At 65.5% G+C, this 20,887-nt stretch carries 17 protein-coding genes; 12 read left to right on the top strand and 5 right to left on the bottom strand.

The window, feature by feature from the left end:
* Positions 1–5: 5 nt before the first annotated feature.
* Positions 6–827: a mycofactocin-coupled SDR family oxidoreductase gene (locus BST12_RS21980; protein ID WP_083115379.1), complete on the top strand. Its 822-nt coding sequence runs from the start codon at positions 6–8 to the stop codon at positions 825–827.
* 21 nt (positions 828–848) lie between these two features.
* On the opposite strand, the gene BST12_RS21985 is transcribed toward BST12_RS21980, so the two are convergent.
* The 4 genes from BST12_RS21985 to BST12_RS22000 are packed head-to-tail and all read right to left on the bottom strand — an operon-like array spanning position 849 to position 5,900.
* Complete coding sequence (locus BST12_RS21985; protein WP_245850478.1) at positions 849–2,111, bottom strand: amidohydrolase family protein; 1,263 nt, start codon at positions 2,109–2,111, stop codon at positions 849–851.
* A 25-nt stretch (positions 2,112–2,136) separates the two neighbouring features.
* Positions 2,137–2,952 (bottom strand): mycofactocin-coupled SDR family oxidoreductase, encoded by an 816-nt coding sequence (locus tag BST12_RS21990; protein WP_083115381.1) that lies wholly within the window; start codon positions 2,950–2,952, stop codon positions 2,137–2,139.
* A gap of 38 nt (positions 2,953–2,990) precedes the next feature.
* Positions 2,991–4,478, bottom strand: coding sequence for an aldehyde dehydrogenase family protein (locus tag BST12_RS21995; RefSeq protein WP_083115382.1), 1,488 nt, complete (start codon positions 4,476–4,478; stop codon positions 2,991–2,993).
* A gap of 57 nt (positions 4,479–4,535) precedes the next feature.
* Positions 4,536–5,900: a cytochrome P450 gene (locus BST12_RS22000; protein WP_083115383.1), complete on the bottom strand. Its 1,365-nt coding sequence runs from the start codon at positions 5,898–5,900 to the stop codon at positions 4,536–4,538.
* Between the two features lie 675 nt (positions 5,901–6,575).
* On the opposite strand from BST12_RS22000, the gene BST12_RS22005 reads away from it, so the two are divergent.
* From BST12_RS22005 to BST12_RS22050, 10 genes are all read left to right on the top strand, one after another.
* Complete coding sequence (locus tag BST12_RS22005) at positions 6,576–9,341, top strand: AAA family ATPase (protein ID WP_083115392.1); 2,766 nt, start codon at positions 6,576–6,578, stop codon at positions 9,339–9,341.
* Positions 9,342–9,431: 90 nt separating this feature from the next.
* Complete coding sequence (gene idsB, locus BST12_RS22010; protein ID WP_083115393.1) at positions 9,432–10,472, top strand: geranylgeranyl diphosphate synthase IdsB; 1,041 nt, start codon at positions 9,432–9,434, stop codon at positions 10,470–10,472.
* Positions 10,473–10,483: 11 nt separating this feature from the next.
* On the top strand, positions 10,484–11,878 hold the full coding sequence (locus BST12_RS22015; RefSeq protein WP_083115384.1) for a cytochrome P450: 1,395 nt from the start codon (positions 10,484–10,486) through the stop codon (positions 11,876–11,878).
* A 25-nt stretch (positions 11,879–11,903) separates the two neighbouring features.
* Positions 11,904–12,842 (top strand): terpene synthase family protein, encoded by a 939-nt coding sequence (locus tag BST12_RS22020; RefSeq protein ID WP_245850480.1) that lies wholly within the window; start codon positions 11,904–11,906, stop codon positions 12,840–12,842.
* Entirely contained in the window at positions 12,839–13,576 is a 738-nt protein-coding gene (locus tag BST12_RS32175) for a hypothetical protein (protein ID WP_083115386.1), read from the top strand. The genes BST12_RS22020 and BST12_RS32175 overlap by 4 nt, the downstream gene beginning before the upstream one ends.
* 21 nt (positions 13,577–13,597) lie before the next feature.
* On the top strand, positions 13,598–14,614 hold the full coding sequence (locus BST12_RS22030; RefSeq protein ID WP_083115387.1) for a hypothetical protein: 1,017 nt from the start codon (positions 13,598–13,600) through the stop codon (positions 14,612–14,614).
* Entirely contained in the window at positions 14,611–15,558 is a 948-nt protein-coding gene (gene ispH, locus BST12_RS22035) for a 4-hydroxy-3-methylbut-2-enyl diphosphate reductase (RefSeq protein ID WP_083115388.1), read from the top strand. Before BST12_RS22030 ends, ispH begins: the two co-directional genes overlap by 4 nt.
* Positions 15,559–15,566: 8 nt before the next feature.
* Entirely contained in the window at positions 15,567–17,348 is a 1,782-nt protein-coding gene (locus BST12_RS22040; protein ID WP_083115394.1) for a 1-deoxy-D-xylulose-5-phosphate synthase, read from the top strand.
* Complete coding sequence (gene ispG / locus BST12_RS22045) at positions 17,345–18,472, top strand: flavodoxin-dependent (E)-4-hydroxy-3-methylbut-2-enyl-diphosphate synthase (protein ID WP_139801833.1); 1,128 nt, start codon at positions 17,345–17,347, stop codon at positions 18,470–18,472. Before BST12_RS22040 ends, ispG begins: the two co-directional genes overlap by 4 nt.
* Positions 18,473–19,678 carry a cytochrome P450 gene (locus tag BST12_RS22050; protein WP_083115389.1) on the top strand — a complete coding sequence of 402 codons (1,206 nt, stop codon included), beginning with the start codon at positions 18,473–18,475 and terminating at the stop codon, positions 19,676–19,678. It abuts the gene before it with no gap.
* Between the two features lie 3 nt (positions 19,679–19,681).
* Here the strand turns inward: BST12_RS22050 and BST12_RS22055 are convergent, their stop codons facing one another.
* A complete protein-coding gene (locus BST12_RS22055) occupies positions 19,682–20,488 on the bottom strand; it encodes an enoyl-CoA hydratase/isomerase family protein (protein WP_083115390.1) in 807 nt (268 codons plus the stop codon).
* Positions 20,489–20,544: 56 nt separating this feature from the next.
* On the opposite strand from BST12_RS22055, the gene BST12_RS22060 reads away from it, so the two are divergent.
* Positions 20,545–20,887, top strand: a 343-nt coding sequence (locus BST12_RS22060) for a DUF222 domain-containing protein (RefSeq protein ID WP_139801834.1), incomplete at its 3' end; no start/stop codon positions are given.

Genomic DNA, 20,887 nt, shown 5'->3' on the forward strand with positions numbered 1-20,887 from the left:
CGGCGATGGCAGAGTTGACGAACAAGGTCGCGTTGATTACCGGAGCTGCGCGCGGGCAGGGCCGAAGCCACGCGGTCGCGCTGGCAGGCGAGGGCGCCGATATCATCGCCATCGACATCGCCGCGGACATCGAATCGATTCCATATCCGTTGGCGACCAAGGAAGAACTCGAGGAGACCGCACAACTCGTGCGCGACACCGGGCGGCGGGCCGCCACGTATCTGGCCGACGTGCGCCAGCTGTGCGACCTACGGGAGTGCGTGCAGTTGGGTACCGCCGAACTCGGCGACATCGACGTGGTGGTGGCCAATGCCGGTGTGGTGGGCGTAGGAATGACCGACCCGTACGACGAGCAGGTGTACCGCGACGTCGTCGAAGTCAACCTGTTCGGGGTGTGGAACACCATCGCCGCGACGGTGCCGTCGATCATCCGCAAGGGCCGGGGCGGCTCGATCATCTTGACCGGCTCGACACAGGGTCTGGTGGGCCGCGGCGGTGACGGCTCCGCGGCGATGTTCGCCTACGCGGCGTCCAAGCACGGCGTCGTGGGGCTGATGCGCTCCGCCGCGAATGCCTACGCGCAGCACCATATCCGGGTCAACTCGGTACATCCCACCGGCGTAGCCACGCCGATGGTCACCAACGACTACGCCGCCCAGTCCTTCCAGGGCAGTCCGACGGCAGCCAAGGTCTCCACCAACCTGCTACCCGTCTCACTCATCGAAGCCCGGGACGTGACCAATGCGGTGGTGTGGCTGGCCGGTGACAAAGCACGGTACGTCACCGGCGTCAGCCTGCCCGTCGACGCCGGCTTCACCGTGATGTGACCCCGCCAGCACGCAGAGCGGTCAGGGTTCGACCAGGATGCCGGTCCGCTGCCCCGCCTCGTGCCGGCTGAGCGCCCGAACCGAAACGTCGTGGCCCTCGGCGGCCTTGCGCAAGGCTCCAACCGTCGCCTGCTCGCGCGGGATTCGGGTGAACGGGTCGAATGAGTACCAGCGCATCGCGTTCTGGTGAGTGATCTTGTCGATCTCGCTGCCGGGAACCTCGTTGAGCGACAGCACATCCCAGAGTTCCTCGGGAGCGCCCGGCCACATCGAATCGCTGTGCGGGTAGTCGGCCTCCCAGGCGATGTTGTCGATGCCGATCATGTTGCGTAGCCGGATGCCCACCGGGTCGCTGATGAAGCAAGTCAAGAAGTGTTCGCGGAACACCTCCGACGGGACCTTGCCACCGAAGTCCTGACGGGTCCAGGTGGAATGCATCTCGTAGGTGCGGTCGGCGCGCTCCAGGAAGTACGGGACCCATCCCGTGCCACCCTCGGACAACGCGATCTTCAGGTCCGGATACTGCTTGATCGGCTTGGACCACAACAGATCCGCGGCCGCCTGAATGACATTCATCGGGCCCAGGGTCATCAACACGTCTATCGGCGCGTCGGGTGCCGTCGTCACCAACTTGCCGGACGACCCGAAGTGCACGTTCATCACGGTGCTGGTGTCGCACAACGCTTTCCACAGCGGATTCCAGTAGTCGTCATGGAAGCTCGGATAACCCATCGTCGCCGGGTTCTCGGTGAACGTCAGCGCGTGCACACCCTTCTTCGAAACCCGTCGCACCTCCGCCGCACATGCCTGGGCATCCCACAGCACCGGCAACGCCATCGGGATGAACCGCGCGGGGTAGGCCCCGCACCACTCATCGATGTGCCAGTCGTTGTAGGCCTGAACCAGTGCCAGGGAGAAATCGGAATCTTCGGTGGCAAACAGCCGCCCGGCGAAACCCGGGAAGGAGGGAAAGCAAATCGAAGCCAGGACGCCGCCGGCGTTCATGTCTTTGATCCGTTCGTCAACCTGGTAGCAGCCGGGCCGGATCTCATCCAGGCCCTGCGGCTCCAGCCCGAATTCCGCCTTGGGCCGGCCGGCTACCGCGTTCAGCGCAGGATTCGGAATCACCCGGTCCCGGAACTTCCACACGTCCGAACCGTCCGGATTGCGCACCAGCCGGGGAGCGTCGGCCGAATACCTTGCCGGCAAGTGGTTTTCGAACATGTCCGGCGGCTCGATGGTGTGGTCGTCGACGCTGATCAGGATCATGTCATCTTTGTGCACGGGCGTTCCTTCCAAGGCGCAGCCGCTAGCGGATGGAGAAGCCGGCATCGAGGGGCCATTGCACACCGGTGATGAAACGCGCCTGGTCGGAAACCAGGAACGCCACCGCGTTAGCGATGTCTTCGGGCTGCAGGATCTCGATGGGCAACGCATTCTGCATCGCGGCGATGCCTTCGGGACTGCGCGCCGCTGCCCGCGGCAGCGCCTCGTTGTCGGTCATGCCGCTGAGCACCCCGGTGGGGTGAATCGTGTTGACCCGAATCCAGTGCGGGGCAAGGTCATTAGCCATGGTCTGCATGTAGCCGACGAGCCCGCGCTTGGCCGCGACGTAAGCCTGCATTGCCGCGTCGTGCGTCGCGCTGCCCTTCAGTCCGCCGGTAGAACTGGTGAGCACAATGGAGCCGCCGCGGCCGCCCTCGATCATCGAGGGCAGCGCCGCCCGAACCGTTTGGAAGGGACCGGTGAGATTGACGTCGATGACGTCCTTCCACTCCGAGATGAAATCCTCCTCCGGGTCGTAGCGGACGATCCCGGCGTTGGCGATGACGATGTCCACCCTGCCGAAGTCGGCGAATCCCTCTTGAAATACCTCGGCGACCTGCCCGTAGTCCCGTACGTCGGCCTTGCGGCCGACCATGCGGCGGCCCTGGGCCTCGACCATCTTGATGGTGGTGGCGAGGTCCTCCTCGCTGGCGTTCGGGTAGTCCATCGTCGCGATGTCCTGGCAGATGTCGAACCCGATGATGTCGGCCCCATCTCGGGCGAGACGGACGGCGTGTGCTCGCCCCTGCCCGCGCGCAACACCGGAAATGAAGGCGACGCGCCCTGCCAATCCACTCATCCCGTCCTCCTTGACCTGAGGTATCGATCGCACTGTGTTCAGCCGAACGGCAGGGCAGCGCTCGTTCCAACGCCGACACCCTTGAGTTGCAGGAACTCCTCGATGCCGGCGCGGCCACCCTCCTTGCCCTGTCCGCTCATGGCGAAGCCACCGAATGGCCGCCACACCGCAACGTTGGACCCGCCGTTGATCAGCACCTCGCCGGTCTGCATCTCCTCGGCCACCCGCAGTGCGCGGTTCAGGTCGCGGGTCTGGATGTAGCCCGACAGTCCGTAGTGGGTGTTGTTGGCGATCGAAACCGCCTCGTGCTCGTCCCGGAACGGCATGATCGTCAGCACCGGCCCGAACACCTCCTGCTGCGCCAGCTCGGACACGGGGTCGACGTCGGCGAAAACGGTTGGCGCGTAGAAGAAGCCGTCGGCCAGGCCACCCGCGAGCCGATGTCCACCGGTGAGCAGCCGCGCACCCGCTGCCTCGGCCCGCTCGACCATGCCGTGCACGCGCTCCAGTGCGGCGTTGGTGATCAACGGTCCCGAGGCCACCTCCGGGTCGAACGGGTCGCCCACCGCAAGGCTCGCGGCAATGTGCGCCACCCGCTGGCACACCTCGTCATAAATCGAATCCTCGACGAGCATGCGGGTGGGAAACGCGCAACCCTGGCCGCTCAAGAGGCCGATCGACATGAACGTGCCGTGCAGGCACACCGAGTCCAGATCGGCATCCCCGAAGACGATGTTCGCCGACTTGCCACCGAGTTCGAGCACCGCCGGCTTCATGGTCGCCGCACACTCGGTGAGAATCCGTCGCGCGGTCGCCGACCCTCCGGTAAAACTCACTTTCGCCACCAACGGATGGCTGACCAGGGTGGCGCCCGCGGCGGCGTCGCCGGGCACAACGGAAAGCACGCCGTCGGGCAGGCCGGCGCGCTTGGCCAGCTCGGCGTAGAGGTCGCAGCAGAACGGGCTCAACTCAGATGGCTTGACCACCACCGTATTTCCGGCCGCGAGTGCCGCGGGTACCTTCATCGCCAACGAGATCAGCGGGCTGTTCCAGGTGACGACGACCCCGATCACGCCATAGGGCTGGCGCAGGGTCAGACCGAGCTCGCCGTCCGCGGTGAACGACGCGGTCGTGTGTCCCTCGATCTTGTCCGCCCAGCCCGCGTAGTACCTGGTCCATTCCGCCGCGATCGCCGGCGAGGCGGCGGCGGTGGTGATCGGGGTCCCGTTGTCGAGCACTCCCAGCGTGGCGAATTCCGCCGCATGCTCTTCGATGAGGTCCGCGAAGTGTGTGAGGATCGCCCGGCGCTGGGCGGGCTTGGTCCGTCGCCAGCCGCCGAAGGCCTTGTCCGCGGCACGCACCGCTTGGTCGACCTCGCCGGGCCCCGCCAGTGGAATGGTGGCGTCCACCAACCCGGTTGCCGGATTCACGTGTTCGTAGCCACCGCCGCTGCCGGTGTCGCGTCGTTCGCCGGCGATGTTCAGGAACGCCTTGGGTGCGGAACGGATGGTTGTGCAGGTCGACATTGAGTGCGCTTTCGTTGGTCAGCAGGCGATGCGGCGAGTGTCGCGAATTGTATTGAGCTACAAGGCCGCCCGTCGATGCGATGGAGTCATCCGCAGGCCGTGAGGTTGCACGATCGCCCAGGGCCGTTCCCGAACGCGGGCACCCGGCTCAAGCGACAGCCGCCAGTCGCGCAACACGGTGGCGGCCGTGACATGCATTTCGGTGATAGCGAACGAGTCGCCGATGCACTTGTGTTTGCCAATCCCGAAGGGAATGAACATGTGTCGCGGCAAGTGCGCCGTGTTCTCCGGCGCCCAGCGGTCCGGTTCGAAGGCGAGGGGGTCGTCATACACCCTTGGGTCTCGGTGAATTGCGGTGGGGCTGAAGCCAACCTCGGCGCCGGCCGGAATCCGGAACTGTCCGAGTCCAACCTCCCGGACGGCTCGACGAGTCAGGATCGAGTTCGGCGTGTGCAGCCGCAGAGTCTCGTTGACAACCCGCTTGACGAGCTCGAGGTTGCCCAGGTTGTCGTAGGTGATGGACCCCCCGGCCAGCTTGTCGTCGAGTTCGCGGGCTACCGCGCGCTCGATCTCGGGGTGCCGGTCCAGCTCGTAGAACAGCCAAGACAGTGTGGTGGAAGACGTCTCGGTCGCGGCGAGCAGGAGCGTGAGCACCTCGTCTCGCACTTGGTCGTCATCCATGGGCTGGCCGGTGTCGGCATCACGGGCTTGTAGCAGCATGGCCAGCACACTGTCGCCACCTTCGCCGGCGGTGCGATACGCAGTTATGAGATCCCCGACCAGCGCACGGACATCGGTGATCGCGGACTGGAAGCGGCGATTGACCGGAATGGGCAACCGGGTGAGCCAGTCGAACGGGTAGAGCGTCTGCCAGATCACCCCTTGGTTGATTCCGGTCAGCGCCCGTTCGACTCGGGAGACCGCGGAGTGGCCGAGGTCGGTCTGGAAGAGGCCCCGGCACACCACCGCCAGTGCCATGGTGTGTATTTCGTGGGTCACTTCGATCGGCTTGCCTGGACGCCACGTTCGCGACAGAGTCTCGGCGGCCTCCGCCATGACCGCTGTGTAGCGGGCGATCTGCCGTTGGTGGAAAGCGGGCTGGAGCAGCCGTCGTTGACGGCGGTGGAGTTCGCCGTCGGAGACGAGCAGCCCGTGCCCAAGGGCTTTGCCGGCGCGCTCGAATACCGCTCCGCGGGTGAACTGCTCGGATTGGCCCACCATCATGTCGCGCACCAGGTCGTGCGAGGTGACCAGATAAACCGGGCGTGGACCCAGGTAAACGGTGACGACATCGGCCACCGAGCGAAGCCGTGCCAGATATCCCAGAGGGTCACGGGCCAGCGCGCCCAGATGTCCCAGGCCCGGCAGCCGCCCCGGGGCCACCGGGGGCGTGCTCAGCGTGGATGGAGTCGCGACCGTCATTTCAGGGTCATTTCTGGGTCGTTTCGGTTCTCCGCGAGCAAGATTCGCCCGGGATGGCTTCCCAAAGTTCTTCTGACACTTCGGCGACCGGTGAGGTCATGGGCGCCGACGCTAACACGACAATGCCGCCGTTTTAAGGGTCTCGACGCAGCACCCAACACAATTGAGTCATTTGACTCAACACCGTCGGCCGGCCCGTTTTGGGACGCCGAACCCACGTGCCCTGTCCCCCGGCCGTCCCGCTAATCGCACGGCAAATCGTTGTATTTTCTACACGAGCGCTAGTCATCGCCTGTGAATCTGCTGTAAAAGTGATTTGACGCACGTTCGCCCCTAGCGCCATTGGTGAAGAGTGTGCTGCGCCGATGGCGGAGCGCGGTTGTGCGCCGCCTGGAGGCGATGGGAGCTGGCACCGAGTATCGGGAGGAGAGGGGCCGCTGCCGCTTTGATCGAAGGCTGGATCGACACGGGTGAAGGATCCGGAATCACCGATCTGAGCAGCGGGAAGATCGATATGTATCTGTGTGCGATCCGCGGCGAAGGCGCGGCCGCCACCCCAGGGGCGGCGCCACTGGAGGCGAGGCACCGGTTGAAATCGGAATCCTTTGTGGCAGTTGGCAATTGCGCTGCTGCACCCAGGCCTACGCAGCACTGGATCACGGAAGCAAGCTAGCCGTGTCCACTTTTTCGAGGGAACCACAGCCCGGTGGCGAAAAGCTGATCGACCGGGTGGATGAGCTACTGGCGCTGGAGTCATTCCTCGACGACACCGGCTCCCCTGGTGGCCTGTTGCTCCGCGGCGACGCCGGGGTAGGTAAGTCGATGTTGGTCCAGGAGCTGTCGGACAGAGCGGCCGCGCGGGGCTGGCGGCTGTTGCGCTGCAGCGGCGTCGAAGCCGAGGCGTCCTTCGTGCTCGCCGGCCTGAGCCAGCTCGTCTATCCGCTGCGCGACTTCATCGGCGGCCTCGGGGCGGAGGATCAGCGCACATTGCAAACCGTGTTGGGCGCGTCATGCGACAGGGCGCCCTCGGTGAGTGGGTTGACGTTCGCTTTGCTGAGCCTGTTGACGGCAGCGGGTGACGCGGAGCCGCTACTGGTGGTCATCGATGACGCGCATTGGTTCGATGATGTCAGCGCGCGGGTGATCGGCATGGCGGGCCGACGGCTGGATGTGGCAGCGGTTCGGTTGATCGGCGCATGCCGCAACGAGGTACCCAACCCGCTGGCCGACGGCGGATGGCCACAGCTGATGCTGGGTCCGTTCGGCGCCGAGCACTCCGCGAGTTTTCTGGACGAACTCGGAATCGACTTGGGTCCAACGGCACGTGATGCGGTGCTGGAGCAGGCCGCCGGCAATCCGCTGGCGCTGGCCGAACTTTCCCGGTGTGCACTGGAGAACGCGTGGACCCCTGACACACCGTTGCCGCTGACCCAACGCCTGGTCGCCATCTTCGGCCACCGGCTCAAAAGCCTCGACGAGACCGCGCGGGCCGAGCTGCTGCGCGGTGCCCTTGACGGTGCCGCTACCGCCGGTGTGGCGGCGGCCCCGCTGCGAACCCGCTACGTAATGCGGGGCGTGGAGGCCGCTGTCGAGTACGGCATCCTGACGGTCGACAACCGCGGTGAAATGGTGTTCAGGCATCCGCTGGTACGTGCCGCGGTAATCCAGGCCTCGATCGCTGAACACCGCCGGGCCGCGCACGCCCTGCTAGCCGACCTCTATCCCGATGATGTCGTTCGCCGCGCCGCGCATCTCGCCGACGCCACCGTCGGTCCCGATCAGGCCGTCGCCGATACCCTCGCCAAGGCGGCCGAACTGACGATCCGGCGCGGCGGTGCGCGGCAGGCGATCGGATTGTTCAGGCGCGCCGCCGAAATGTGCGAGGAACTGCGGCGGCGCGAAGACCTGTTGGCCTACGCGGCATTTGTCGCGTTGCAAGCCGCGCAACTCGACGACGCCGAGCACCTGCTCGCTGAGGTGGATCTGGGTGCGCGCGCCTCCGGTGCGGCCGTGCTGACCTCGTCGTTCATCTCGCTGTATCGCTACGGCGACGTGGCCGCGACGCATCGGCGCCTTGCCGAACGGTTGCGATCATCCGATGACCTGGACGCCGAAACCCTTTCTCGCATGGTCAATTTGCTGCTCGCGGCAAACATGTTCGGCGGCGATCCCGTTCAGTGGGGTATCACCGATGGCATCGTGGACTCACTCGTCGACAGGCTGGGCGAACTGACCCTGATCTACCGCGACGCCTGGGCCGACGCGGCCCGCCGCAGCCACAGCGTGCGACCACGACTGAACGCGCAATTGAATCGGCTGCCGGAACTGCAGCCGTGGGATCTGATGCGGCTGGCCCTGGCGGGCTACTACGTCGACGTGATCGATGATTTCCGTCCAGCACTGGACCGGGTCGTGGAACGCGAAATGTATGGTGGCGCAGCCACTATCGCACTCGCGACGCTCGCGCTGGTAATGGTCCACCAAACGGCCAGCGGTCAGTGGGCCGAGGCGCAGCGTTCGGGACAGCGCGGAATGGCGTTGTGCAGCCGGCATAAATACGAGTTGTTCGACTGCCAATTCAAAAGTTATCTGGGGTTGCTGGCGGCTTGCCAGGGCGATGTCGCGCGGGCCGGCGAGCTTGCCGCGGAGGTAAGGGTATGGGCCGAGCCGAGAAGGGTGGGCTTCCTGATGGGCAATGCCCAGCAGATCGGGGTCCTGTGCAGCCTAGGAGAAGGCAATTACGAGTCGGCCTACCTGCAGGCCACCACGATCACCGCACCCGGCGAATTCCCGCCTTATTCACTGCACGCCCCCCGCACCCTCTTCGATCTGGTCGAAGCCGCCGTTCACACGGACCGGCTGGACGAGGCGCACCGGCATGTGCAGGCGGCCGAACGCCTTCAGTTTGCTGACGCCTCGCCGCGGCTGGCTATCGCGACTCGTGCAGCGGCGGCCATGTGCGCCTCGGACGAGCTGGCTCCCGCACTGTTCGAGGAGGTATTGCGCCACCCCGGAATCCGTTCGTTCCCGTTCGAGCACGCCCGCGTTCGGCTGGCCTACGGCATGCGCTTGCGCCGGTCGCGCCAGGTCACCGGCGCTCGCGTCGCGCTGGCTGCCGCGGCGGAGATCTTCGCCGGTCTGGGCGCAGAACCGTGGGCCCAGCGGGCCCGGAATGAACTTCGCGCGGCAGGCGCCACCGTGCATCACTCGGCCGCGGGGGGCCCCGCTCCGCTCAGCGCACAGGAACGGCGCATCGCCGAATTGGCCGCCAAAGGCCTGACCAACAAAGAGATCGCCAGGCAGCTCAGTCTCTCCTCGCGCACCGTCGGTGCGCACCTTTACCGCCTGTTCCCGAAGTTGGGTGTCACCAGACGCGCCGGATTGCATGACGCTCTCAAGGCCTTCGATGCTGCACACGGCACGATTGAGTCATCTGACTGATCCCGGCCAGTCCACCAAGCGCAACCATCTCTTGGCATGTCACCGCGATGAAGCGGGACCAGGGCAGGGGGTATCGGATGGCGCATGTGGATGTCAGTTGAGACAACGCAGCTAACCGAGGCGTCTCAGGCTGGATCTGCCGTTCTGAGACGGGCTCGAATCGAATGCGATCCGTTGCTGCGGAAGGCAATTGGGTCGCTGCCCGAACCGTTGGCCACGATGGGCGGATATCACTTCGGCTGGTGGGATGCCAATAGGTGTGAGGTGCCAGGTGCGCCGGGAAAGTCGATTCGGGCGGCGCTGGTATTCGGCGTGGCACGCGCGTGCGGAAATGCCGCTGACGCTGTGCCCGCAGCGGCGGCGGTCGAGCTGATTCACAACTTCACCTTGCTGCACGACGACGTCATGGACGGTGACTCCACTCGCAGAGGCAGAGCAACCGTGTGGCGCGTGTGGGGAGTCAACAACGCGATCCTCCTCGGCGATGCGCTGCATGCCCTGGCAATGCGGATCCTGACCGAATCGCTCAGCGACACTGTGGCCGTCGACGCGATCGCGCGACTCGAGCAGACCTGCCTCGACCTGTGCGTGGGCCAGCAGAAAGACTGCGCGTTCGAGCGGAGCACGAACATAACGGTTCCGGACTACCTGCGCATGGCGGCTGGGAAGACCGCCGTGTTGATGGGATGCGCCTGCGCATTGGGCGCGCTGAGCGCCGGCGCGGACGCGGACGCGGCAACGGTAGCCGCGATGGAGCGATTCGGTTACGAACTCGGCCTGGCGTTTCAGATCGTCGACGATTTGATCGGGATCTGGGGTGATCCCGCAGCGACGGGAAAGCCGGTCGGCAATGACTTGGCCCGGCGTAAGGCGACGCTGCCGATAGTCGTGGCGCTCAACTCCGACGGCCAGTCAGCAGCCGAACTGGCGAAGCTCTATCAGTCCGACCATGCGATGAGCACCCCCGAGATTCTTCATGCGGCCGAACTTGTGGAGGCCGCCGGCGGCAAACAGGCCGCGCACCGCTACGCCGACGAGCGAATGAATGCCGCACTGACTGCGCTGCCCGAGTCGATGAGATCTGGTGAGCTCGTTGCGTTGGCGCAGCTGGTGACCGGTCGCGACAAGTAGGGGGAAATGCAATGACTGGGGCGTCCCCGATTCCCACTGCGCCGCGAGCGTTGCCGCTACTCGGCCACACCCTGCCGTTGCTGCGTAACCCGTTGTCGTTCTTGTCCTCCCTGCCCGCTCAGGGCGACGTGGTGCGGATTCGGCTCGGCCCCATCGCTGCCATGGTCCCGTGCACCGCCGAATACACCCACGAAGTCCTGTGCGATGACCGCACTTTCGACAAGGGTGGCATCTTCTTCGACAGGTTTCGCGAGCTGCTCGGCGACGGCATCGGCACCTGCCCGCGCAGCCGGCATCGGCGACAGCGCCGCCTACTGCAACCGGCCTTCCACTCGCAGCGGCTGCCCGGCTACGCCGAAACCATGGTCACCCAGGTAGATGCGGTCCTCGGCAGCTGGCGCGACGGCCAGATCATCGACGTGACCGCCGAAATGATGACGATCACCAGCCAAACCCTGCTCGCCACAATGTTTTCCGATAGCCTGCCGGCCACGGTACTACGCGACGCGCTCGACGACGTCGCCGCGATCTTTGAGGTGCTGTACTGGCGGATGCTGACGCCGCCGCCGTTGGATCGGCTGCCCACCCCCGGCAACCGCCGCTATCAACGCGCCCGCAGCCGGCTGCGTGACGCCGTCGGTTCGGCCATTACCGGCCGCCGTGCCCAAGGCGGTGATCGCGGCGACCTGCTGTCAGCGATGCTGACCGCGCGCGATGTCGACAACGGCAATGGCGCCCTGACCGACGCCGAACTCGTCGACCAGGTGGTGTCTTTTTTCGTTGCGGGCACCGAAACCACCGCGCTAACCATCGCGTGGGCGCTGCATTCGCTCTCCGAGCATCCGGCCATCGAACGCCGCCTGCACTCCGAGGTCGATGCGGTGCTGGCCGGCCGGGCGGCTACCTACCGCGATCTGCCCGACCTGGGGTTGGTCAACCGCATCATCAGCGAGACGCTGCGGCTTTATCCGCCGGGGTGGATCATCAGCCGCCTGGTCACCACCGATACCCACCTTGGCGACCATCGCATCCCGGCCGGCGCGACGGTCATGTTCAGCCCATACCTGATCCACCATCGACCTGATCTCTATCCCGATCCGGAACGCTTCGACCCCGATCGCTGGCTTCCCGAGCGCGCCAAGGCCATTCGCCGTGACGCCTTCATCCCGTTCGGCGGCGGGGCACGCAGGTGCATGGGCGACCAGTTCGGCATCACCGAGGCGGTGCTCGCGCTGGCTACCATTGCCGCCAACTGGCGGATGGAGCGCGTTGGCGGCACGCGTGTCCGCCCGGTCGCCGAAGCGTCATTGCGTCCACACGGACTCCGCCTGCGTGCCACCGCTCGCACGGTAAGCCGAATTCCTTTACACCCCACCATGACTCAGGCGAGCCAGGAAATTGGCTGACTCCGAGGCACTGATGAACCTTGCCGTGGATTTCGCTCTGCCAGAAATCTATTGCCCGTTTCCGGCGGCCTTTGCGCACTCCCGGCACCCGGCCGCAACGGAAGTCGAGAAGGTCGTGGCGGCAGCCCTGCTCGGCAGCGCAAGCACTTTGGTGCAGCGAGCCGTCTCCGGCATACATCTGGTGGACTACGCCGGACGCCTGTACCCCGACGCGACGGCGGCCGGCTTGCAAGCCGCCACCTGGTATTTCGCCATCTTCTCCGTTCTGGACGAGTGGTCGGAGCCCAAAGCTGGCTGCGGGCAGCGCTATACGCCGGGCTCCGACAGCGAGGATCCCCGCGCCGGGCAGCTCGCTCAGCTTCTTCGGCCAGTGCAGCGGTTCCTCACCGACGCAGGCGATCGCGCCGTTGCCGAAAGCTTCCGGATTGCCTTCGACAGATCCCTGCAAGCGCGGATGTGGGAGCTCGATCATCTGCAAACCGGCAGTGTCCCGTCGGTGGCGGTGTATCCGGAGTTGCGCCGGCAAAGCTCCATGGCTGTTCCGTTGCTCGTGTTGCATCCGTTGCTGTTCGGGATGCCTGCGGCTGCACGGTCACTGGATCATCCCGCGGTCCGGCAACTTCGCACGATGCTGCTCAATTGTGTGCTGTGGAGCAATGACCTGCTGTCGCTGGAAAAAGAGCTACGGGAAGGCTCCCCCATGAATCTCGCCCTCGTCCTACAGAAGGACCTCGGGTGCGTTCTACAGCAAGCCGTTGACGAGGCCGGTGGGCTGATCAAGCGGGAAACCCTTGCCTACCTTGGCCTCAAGGAACAGCTCCCCCGGATCGGGATCGGTCCATCGGACGAATTAGCCGCCGTGACAGCGCTTCTCGAGCGCGAGGAACGCTGGTACGCCGACTCCATCGAGTGGCATAAGTCGCCACGTTATGGAACTGACGGCACGATTGGAGAAGCGCTATGACCATCGGCATCCGTGATGTCGCAACCGCCAGAGATATTCGAACCGCCGGATGGGCGGGCATTTTGGCGGTCGTCCCGGGAATCGTGGTGAACTTCCTGACCGGCACGCCGCTGGAGCCCTATCCAAGCTGGGCTTGGACCGACGAGCGGATCACCAGCTATTTCGCCGGCCAACAGTCCACAGTCGCCGCGCAGATATTCCTGACAAATGCCGGGTTCGTGCTGCTGCTGTGGGCAGTGGCCGGGGTAAGACGAGCGGTACTCACCGACACCCGGCCGTCGCTGTACACCGACCTCATTCTGCCGTCCGCCGCCATGGCGACCGTTGCACTGCTAGCGGGCAACGGCCTCTACTGGACCGCCGGCCTGCGGGGTCTGTCACCGCAGTTCACCCGATTCGCCTGCGACTTGCTTATTCCGTTCGGCTACATCGGCTCCCTGGTCAGCGTGGCGATCACCCTGTTCTGCGCCGGCGTGGCGATGCGCCGCAGCGCGGTGTTCCCGCGGTGGCTGGCCAATGCCACACCTTGGACGGCCATCCCGCTGGCCGGTGCCCAATTCTTTCTGCTCGCCGACTCCGGGCCGGCCGCGCCCATCAGCCTGGTCAGTTTGATCCCGTACCTCTTGCTCTATCTCTGGCTGGCGATCACCGGCATTGCCATGTTGCGGGTCAACGTGGGCGTCCCCGTCGGCAGCAGCCCTTCGGCCAACCTAGCGCCGATAAGCAACAGCTAGCACCGACACTTTGGAGAACGAGTGAACACTCACATGCAACGGGCAATCACCTATTTGGCCGAGCAGCACGCCACCGGTTATCCGAACGCGGTACACAAGATGGGTGCCTACTCGACGGCGAAGTTCGTCGAACTGGCCGCCGGCCACCTCGGCCTTACCGACGATCAGGTGCGCAAATTCTCCACATTCGCTTGCGAGAACAAGGCGTATCACGTGGCGATGATCACCGACGCCCTGCAGGATGCCGTCGAGGCGGGGTATTCGGAATGCCGGCCGATGGTCGACGACAATGTCGACTACCTACTGAGCTGCCGGGACGAAATATCGTGGCGCTACTTTCCGGGTTTCGAGCCACTGCCCTACGACGCAGACAGCCTCGGCCAGATAACGCAGGTGCTGGTGCGAGCGGGGCGCGCGACGCCTGAAATACTCACCGGCGCTTTCCAATTGGCTGCCCGCAATGCGTGGGAAGACGGCCCGATAAGCACCTTCTTCGCAGCCGATCCGGAAGACAAGGTGCTGGTCAACAAGATATGGGGGCGTGGGCGCGACGACAGCGGCCGCGATGCGGAAGTGGTGGCGAACCTCCTGTATGGGGCGACGCTCTATCAGGACGAAGTGGGCGACTCGCCGTTGACCCCGTTGCTGGAACTGGCCACCAAGTGGCTGACGATTCAGCAACAACCGATGGGGTTTTGGCGTGCGGCATGGTACGTGGGAACGTCCTACAGCACGTATGTCGTTGTGCGCCAGTTGGTTGCCGCGGGCGGCTACCAGTCGGCGGTTGAGCGTGCGGTGCGCTTTCTCCGGCAGGCCCCGGCGCCCGATCCGCTCAATCGGGCCCTGGCGATGCTGGCGATGACCGCGGCCGACTGCACACCCGACGCCGAAGACGCCGCCCTGCTTCGGCACACCCAATTCCCGGACGGCTCCTGGGAAGCCATCCCCCTGCTCGACAACCACGCGCGAATCTGGGGAAGCCGCGCGGTAACCACCGCCATGTGCTTGAAGGCATTGGTGCAACAGGAGTCTCGATGACCGCTACCACGGTCCTGTTGGCGTCGCCACGCTCGTTCTGCGCCGGGGTGCAGCGGGCGATAGAGACGGTCGAACGGGTACTCGACCGCGCCACCGGGCCGGTATACGTGCGCAAGCAGATCGTGCACAACCGTACCGTCGTCGCCGAATTGCGCGAGCGCGGAGCGATTTTCGTCGACGAGCTCGATGAGATTCCAGATCCGCCCGCAGCCGGTGCCGTCGTCGTCTTCTCCGCTCATGGCGTATCCCCCGCGGTGGCCGCCGCCGCGAAGCGGCGCGGACTGGACGTGGTGGATGCGACCTGTCCACTGGTCGCGAAGGTTCATGCGGAAGCCGCGCGGTTTGCCGAACGTGGCGACACCGTGCTGTTGATCGGGCACGCCGGACACGAAGAGGTTGACGGGACCCTCGGGGTTGCGCCGGAGTCGACCCTATTGGTGCAGAGCGCCGACGATGTTGCGGCACTGGACCTTCCCGAAGACGCCCAAGTGTCTTACCTGACCCAGACGACGCTGGCGCTCGATGAAACCACTGACATCGTTGACGCCCTGCGCAGCCGGTTTCCCGGGCTCAGCGAACCGCCCTCGGAAGACATCTGTTACGCGACAACCAATCGGCAGCAGGCCGTGGAAGCCATTGTGCGGCAATGCGATGTCCTCTTGGTGGTCGGATCGCAGAACTCCTCCAACTCGCAGCGGTTGGTCGAGTTGGCGCGCCGCCGCGGCACGTCGGCGTACCTCATCGACGGCCCCGACGATATCGACTCCAGCTGGCTGGATTCGTCGGCGACGATCGGCATCACCGCGGGCGCCTCGGCCCCGGCACGGCTGGTTGAGCAGGTGGTAGAGGCGCTGCGCTCGCGCGGGCCGATCAATGTGATCGACGACCCGGTCACAACGGAATCGGTGCACTTCGCCCTGCCGCGAAAGGTGCGCATGTCGTGACCCTCGCCATGCCCGCCAGTCAGACTGACCTGCTTTCCACCATCCGGGGCCCGCAGGATGTCCAGGCTTTCGCCGACGACCAATTGTCCTTGCTGGCCAGGCAGATACGTCAGCGGATGATCGAAACGGTGACCAGCACCGGGGGCCACCTCGGTGCCGGACTGGGTACCGTCGAGTTGACCATCGCTTTGCACCGGGTGTTCTGCTCACCGCGCGACATCGTGGTGTTCGATACCGGTCACCAGACTTACCCGCATAAGCTCCTAACCGGCCGCAGCGAGCAGTTCGCGGCGCTGCGCCAGTCCGGTGGGCTATCGGGATATCCCAACCGCAGCGAATCCGCCCACGACTGGGTCGAAAACTCGCACGCTTCAGTCAGTTTGGCGTGGGTCGACGGGATCGCCAAAGCCCTGGCTCTGCAGGGGCGACGGGATCGCCGCGTGGTGGGCGTCATCGGCGACGGAGCACTGACCGGTGGGGTCGCGTGGGAGGGTCTGAACAACCTGGGCGGCGCCGCCCGCCCGGCGATCATCGTGCTCAATGACAACGGCCGCTCCTACGATCCCACCACGGGTGCCATCGCCACGCACCTGGCGGCGCTTCGCAGCGGCGTGAGCGTAGGCCCGAATCTGTTCGAGGCCTTGGGGTTTACTTATATCGGTCCGGTCGACGGACATGACATCGCAGCGACGTGCTCGGCATTGCGGCGGGCAGCCGCGCTGGACAGTCCCGTCGTCGTCCACACCGTCACCGCCAAGGGACGCGGGTATCCGCCGGCCGAGGCAGACGAGGACGACCGCATGCATGCCTGCGGCGTAATCGATGTGGCCACCGGCCGGCCGACCGCAACCAGTCCGCCAAGCTGGACCGAAGTGTTCGAGGCCGAACTCGTCCGCGTCGCCGACGAACGACCCGAGATCGTCGCGATGACCGCGGCGATGCGCCTGCCCGCCGGCCTTGGCGCACTATCACGCAAGTATCCCGACCGGGTATTCGACTCGGGCATTGCCGAACAACACCTATTGGCCTGTGCCGCGGGCCTGGCAAGCGCGGGCGCACACCCCGTCGTCGCACTGTATTCCACGTTCCTGCACCGAGCGTTCGACCAGTTGCTGTTCGACGTCGGACTGCATCGCCTGCCCGTCACGCTGGTACTCGACAGAGCCGGCATCACCGGCCCGGACGGCGCCAGCCACCACGGCATGTGGGATCTGGCGCTGCTGACCAACGTGCCCGGATTGCGTATCGCGTGCCCGCGCGACGCGGCGCGGCTACGCCAGCAACTTGCCGCGGCAATAGCAGACGCCGCGCCCACCGCGCTGCGCTACCCGAAAGGATCGCCAGGCAAGGACATTCCCGCGATCGGCCACGTCGACGGCGTCGACATCCTCTACCGCAACGAGACATCCCATCGGGACGTGCTGCTGATCGCGGTAGGTGCCATGGCGCGACCCTGCGTCGACGCCGCCGAGTGCCTCGACCAGGCCGGAGTCGGCGTGACGGTTGTCGACCCGGGTTGGGTGTGGCCGCTCAACCCGGCACTCACCGAGCTTGCCGGCCAACACCGCATCGCCGTCTGCGTGGAGGACGGAGTTGCCGACGCGGGGATCGGGACACACCTCAACCACCACATCGGGAACATGTCTCCGCAGACCCGCATCCACAGCCTGGGCCTGCCGCGGGAATACATCCCACACGCGAGTCGCAATCAGATCCTCGCCGAGTGTGGGTTGTCTGGATCCGCAATCAGCGCAACATGTCTCATGCGCCTAGAACTGGATTCACTGTGACCATCGCTCTTGGGATGCCCACTGCGCCCACTGCCACGCTGGCGGCGCGCCGGGAGACTCGTCAGCTGATGGTCGGCAACGTCGGCGTTGGCAGCTGCTATCCCGTTGCGGTGCAATCGATGACGACGACCAAGACCCACGACGTGGACGCCACACTGCAGCAGATCGCAGAGCTGACAGCCGCCGGCTGCGACATCGTCCGGGTGGCGTGCCCGCGCCAAGAGGACGCCGACGCCTTACCGGAGATCGCCAAGCGGAGTCAGATCCCCATCATCGCCGACATCCATTTCCAGCCGAAGTACATCTTCGCCGCGATCGACGCCGGATGCGCGGCGGTGCGGGTAAACCCCGGCAACATAAAGCAATTCGACGGCCGGGTGAAAGAAGTCGCCAAGGCCGCGGGCGATGCCGGCATCCCGATCCGCATCGGCGTCAACGCCGGCTCGCTGGACCGGCGATTCCTCCAGAAGTACGGCACAGCCACCCCCGAGGCGCTGGTGGAAAGCGCGCTGTGGGAGGCATCGTTGTTCGAACAGCACGGCTTCGGCGACATCAAGATCAGCGTGAAACACCATGACCCGGTGATCATGGTGGCCGCGTACCAGCTGCTGGCCGCGCAGTGTGACTATCCGCTGCACCTGGGCGTCACCGAGGCCGGGCCGGCGTTCCAGGGCACCATCAAGTCGGCGGTCGCGTTCGGCGCCTTGCTATCCCAGGGCATCGGCGACACCATCCGGGTATCGCTGTCGGCCCCGCCGATCGAAGAGGTCAAGGTCGGCAACCAGATCCTCGAATCGCTCAATCTGGCACCGCGATCGCTGGAGATCGTGTCCTGCCCGGCATGTGGACGCGCCCAGGTCGACGTCTACACCTTGGCCGACGAGGTCAGCGCCGGCCTGGACGGGCTCGGCGTTCCGCTGCGGGTCGCCGTGATGGGCTGTGTCGTCAACGGTCCGGGTGAGGCACGCGAGGCGGACCTGGGCGTGGCCTCCGGCAATGGCAAGGGACAGATCTTCGTCAAAGGCGAGGTGATCAAGACCGTACCGGAGTCGCAGATTGTGGAGACGCTGATTGCCGAGGCGTTGCGAATGGCCGAGGAGCGGGCCGTTACGAGTGAGGTGTGAATGGACGACAGCGAGCGATTCGTTACCCGGTTGGCGCCGTTGACGTTAGCGGTGAAGAGCATGGCCGGGCCGCAATCCGTGTACCACGAGAAGGCCAAAGAGGTGCGGGCCGAACGCGTCCAGCCCGGAGTGGTCACGCTGTACCGTCGCGACGACCTGGTGCGGGTCAACCGTCACCCGGCGGTGCTGGGCGCCGGCGGTCGGGGCGGCAACTTCGGCAACGACAATCCGTTGATTCCGTTGGAGATTGACGGTGCGGACCACAAGAAGTGGCGACGGCTGCTGGATCCGCTGTTTGCGCCCAAGCAGATGACACGGTTGGCGGGCTTGGTACGCAAACGCGCCGCGGAACTGGTCGAACGCTTTGCCGGCGAACCCACCGCCGAGTTGTATGAGGCCTACTGTATTCCGTTGCCGTGCCTGACTTTTCTGGAGTTTCTCGGCGCGCCGGCGGAGGACCTCGAGTTCTTCATCGGATTCAAAGACGGTGTGCTGCATCCGCAGGGGAACACGCGTGAGCAGATCCGGGCCAACCAGGCCACCGCCGGGTCGGCGCTCTTCGACTACTTCACCGGGTTCTTGGGCCGGCGGCGTGCCGCAGGCGCGGTAGGAGACGATGTTCTCTCGGTGTTGCTGCGCGCGCGGATCGACGGTCAGCCGCTCACCGACGACGAACTGCTCAACATCATCTATCTGCTGATGTTCGCCGGCCTGGACACCGTCACCGCGTCCATGTCGTGTCTGCTGGCCTGGTTGGGTCAGCACCCGCACGAGCGCCGCCGCCTGGCCGAGGATCCCGCCTTGATCCCGCGGGCGATCGAAGAACTGATGCGTTACGAATCGCCGGCGCCCAGCAGCATCCGCTACGCCACCGCCGACATCGATCTCGGTGACGGACTGACGATCCGGGCCGGCGAAGCGATCCACGTCAGCTGGGCCGCAGCCAACGTCGACCCCACCGCGTATCCCGACCCCTTACGGGTGGACTTCGACCGCGGCCGATTCCACCACCTCGCCTTCGGCAGCGGCGTCCATCGCTGTCTGGGATCGCACCTGGCCCGCCTCGAATTGCGGGTCGCTCTAGAGGAATTCCTGGCCCGCGTTCCCGACTACGCCGTTCACACGGATGGGCTGGTCTACGACAACGTGTCGGTGCGCACCGTGCAGCAGCTTCACATCAGCATCAACGCTGCAGTCGGCAGCTAAGCGCTACAGTCGATCCCACTTCGGGGCCCGCTTCTCCCGGTGTGCCCGGGCGGCTTCGGCCGGATTGTTGGTGAAGCCGGTGAGTATCTGGGTGCGGTTCTCGAGCTCGATGGCATGCCGCAAGCTGGGCGCATCCAACGCCGCATTGAGCCCAATCTTGGTCTGCCACACGCCAAGAGCATTGTTGTCGGCGATCTCGCGGGCCTTGGCCAGCGCCGCCGCCATGAGATCGTCGGGCGCCACCACCTCGTGTACCAGCTTGATGCGGTAGGCCTCGGCGGCGTCGACGATGCGTCCGGTGAGCATCAGTTCGCGGGCCACCCCAGCGCCGACGATCTTGGGCAACAGGTAGCTGGTGCCCATGTCCATCGAGGAGAAGCCGGCCTTGATGAACACCGAGCCGAACCGGGCCTGCTCGGAGGCGATCCGGATGTCGCAGTGCAGTGCGAATGCCAGCCCACCGCCGACGGCCACCCCGTTGACCGCGGCGATCACTGGGATGGGCAGCTCATAGAGCCGGAGGTACTGATCGGCCAGCCGGACCTGGGCGTCGTAGCTGGTCTTGAACGCCGGGGCGGATTCCCTGGTTGCCGTCCAGGGCTCACCGGTGCCGCTCAAATCGGCGCCGGCGCAGAAGCCGCGTCCGGCTCCGGTGAGGATCGCCACCCGGAAGTCGCCTCCGCTGAGCGTGTCCAGCGCTTCGTCCATGGCGTTGATCAGCGATCCGTCGATGGCGTTCAACAACCGGGGCCGGTTGAGGGTGACGCAAGCGATGTCGTCGTCCAGAGCTTGCAATTCCACTGCTGCCATATCCGCACGCTACCGCCGAGCAGGGTTTGTCGGTGGGTGCTCATAGTATTCGGGGCATGGGTTCGAGTACGCGTGAGGAGATCGTGGAGGTCTTCGACGCGCTCAACTATGAGCAGGATCGGTTGTGCGGGTTGACGTTTGACGTGCTGACCACGCCGGAGCGGTTGGCCTTCCTCGAGCAGTTGGAGCGGCTGGCGCGGCGGTTGCGCGTTCCTCAGCACGCGTTGATCAATCAACTCGACGAGCAATCGGCTGAGGAAGAACTCGGGGGCCGGCTGCGCGGCGCGCTGGCTGATCGGCTGCACATCACCCCCGCCGAGGCCGGCCGCCGGATCGCCGAGGCAGCGGATCTGGGTGAGCGCCACGCGTTGACGGGTGAGCCGCTGCCGCCACAGTTGA

The sequence above is a fragment of the Mycobacterium angelicum genome (genome assembly GCF_002086155.1).
Classification (GTDB): Bacteria; Actinomycetota; Actinomycetes; order Mycobacteriales; family Mycobacteriaceae; genus Mycobacterium; species Mycobacterium angelicum.

Coding starts and splice junctions, on each gene's coding strand:
- ispH (WP_083115388.1), top strand. CDS start 14,611: ATGACCGCTACCACGGTCCTGTTGGCGTCGCCACGCTCGTTCTGCGCC.
- BST12_RS22040 (WP_083115394.1), top strand. CDS start 15,567: ATGCCCGCCAGTCAGACTGACCTGCTTTCCACCATCCGGGGCCCGCAG.
- BST12_RS22050 (WP_083115389.1), top strand. CDS start 18,473: ATGGACGACAGCGAGCGATTCGTTACCCGGTTGGCGCCGTTGACGTTA.
- BST12_RS22015 (WP_083115384.1), top strand. CDS start 10,484: ATGACTGGGGCGTCCCCGATTCCCACTGCGCCGCGAGCGTTGCCGCTA.
- BST12_RS32175 (WP_083115386.1), top strand. CDS start 12,839: ATGACCATCGGCATCCGTGATGTCGCAACCGCCAGAGATATTCGAACC.
- BST12_RS21995 (WP_083115382.1), bottom strand. CDS start 4,478: ATGTCGACCTGCACAACCATCCGTTCCGCACCCAAGGCGTTCCTGAAC.
- BST12_RS22000 (WP_083115383.1), bottom strand. CDS start 5,900: ATGACGGTCGCGACTCCATCCACGCTGAGCACGCCCCCGGTGGCCCCG.
- BST12_RS21990 (WP_083115381.1), bottom strand. CDS start 2,952: ATGAGTGGATTGGCAGGGCGCGTCGCCTTCATTTCCGGTGTTGCGCGC.
- idsB (WP_083115393.1), top strand. CDS start 9,432: ATGTCAGTTGAGACAACGCAGCTAACCGAGGCGTCTCAGGCTGGATCT.
- BST12_RS22055 (WP_083115390.1), bottom strand. CDS start 20,488: ATGGCAGCAGTGGAATTGCAAGCTCTGGACGACGACATCGCTTGCGTC.
- BST12_RS21980 (WP_083115379.1), top strand. CDS start 6: ATGGCAGAGTTGACGAACAAGGTCGCGTTGATTACCGGAGCTGCGCGC.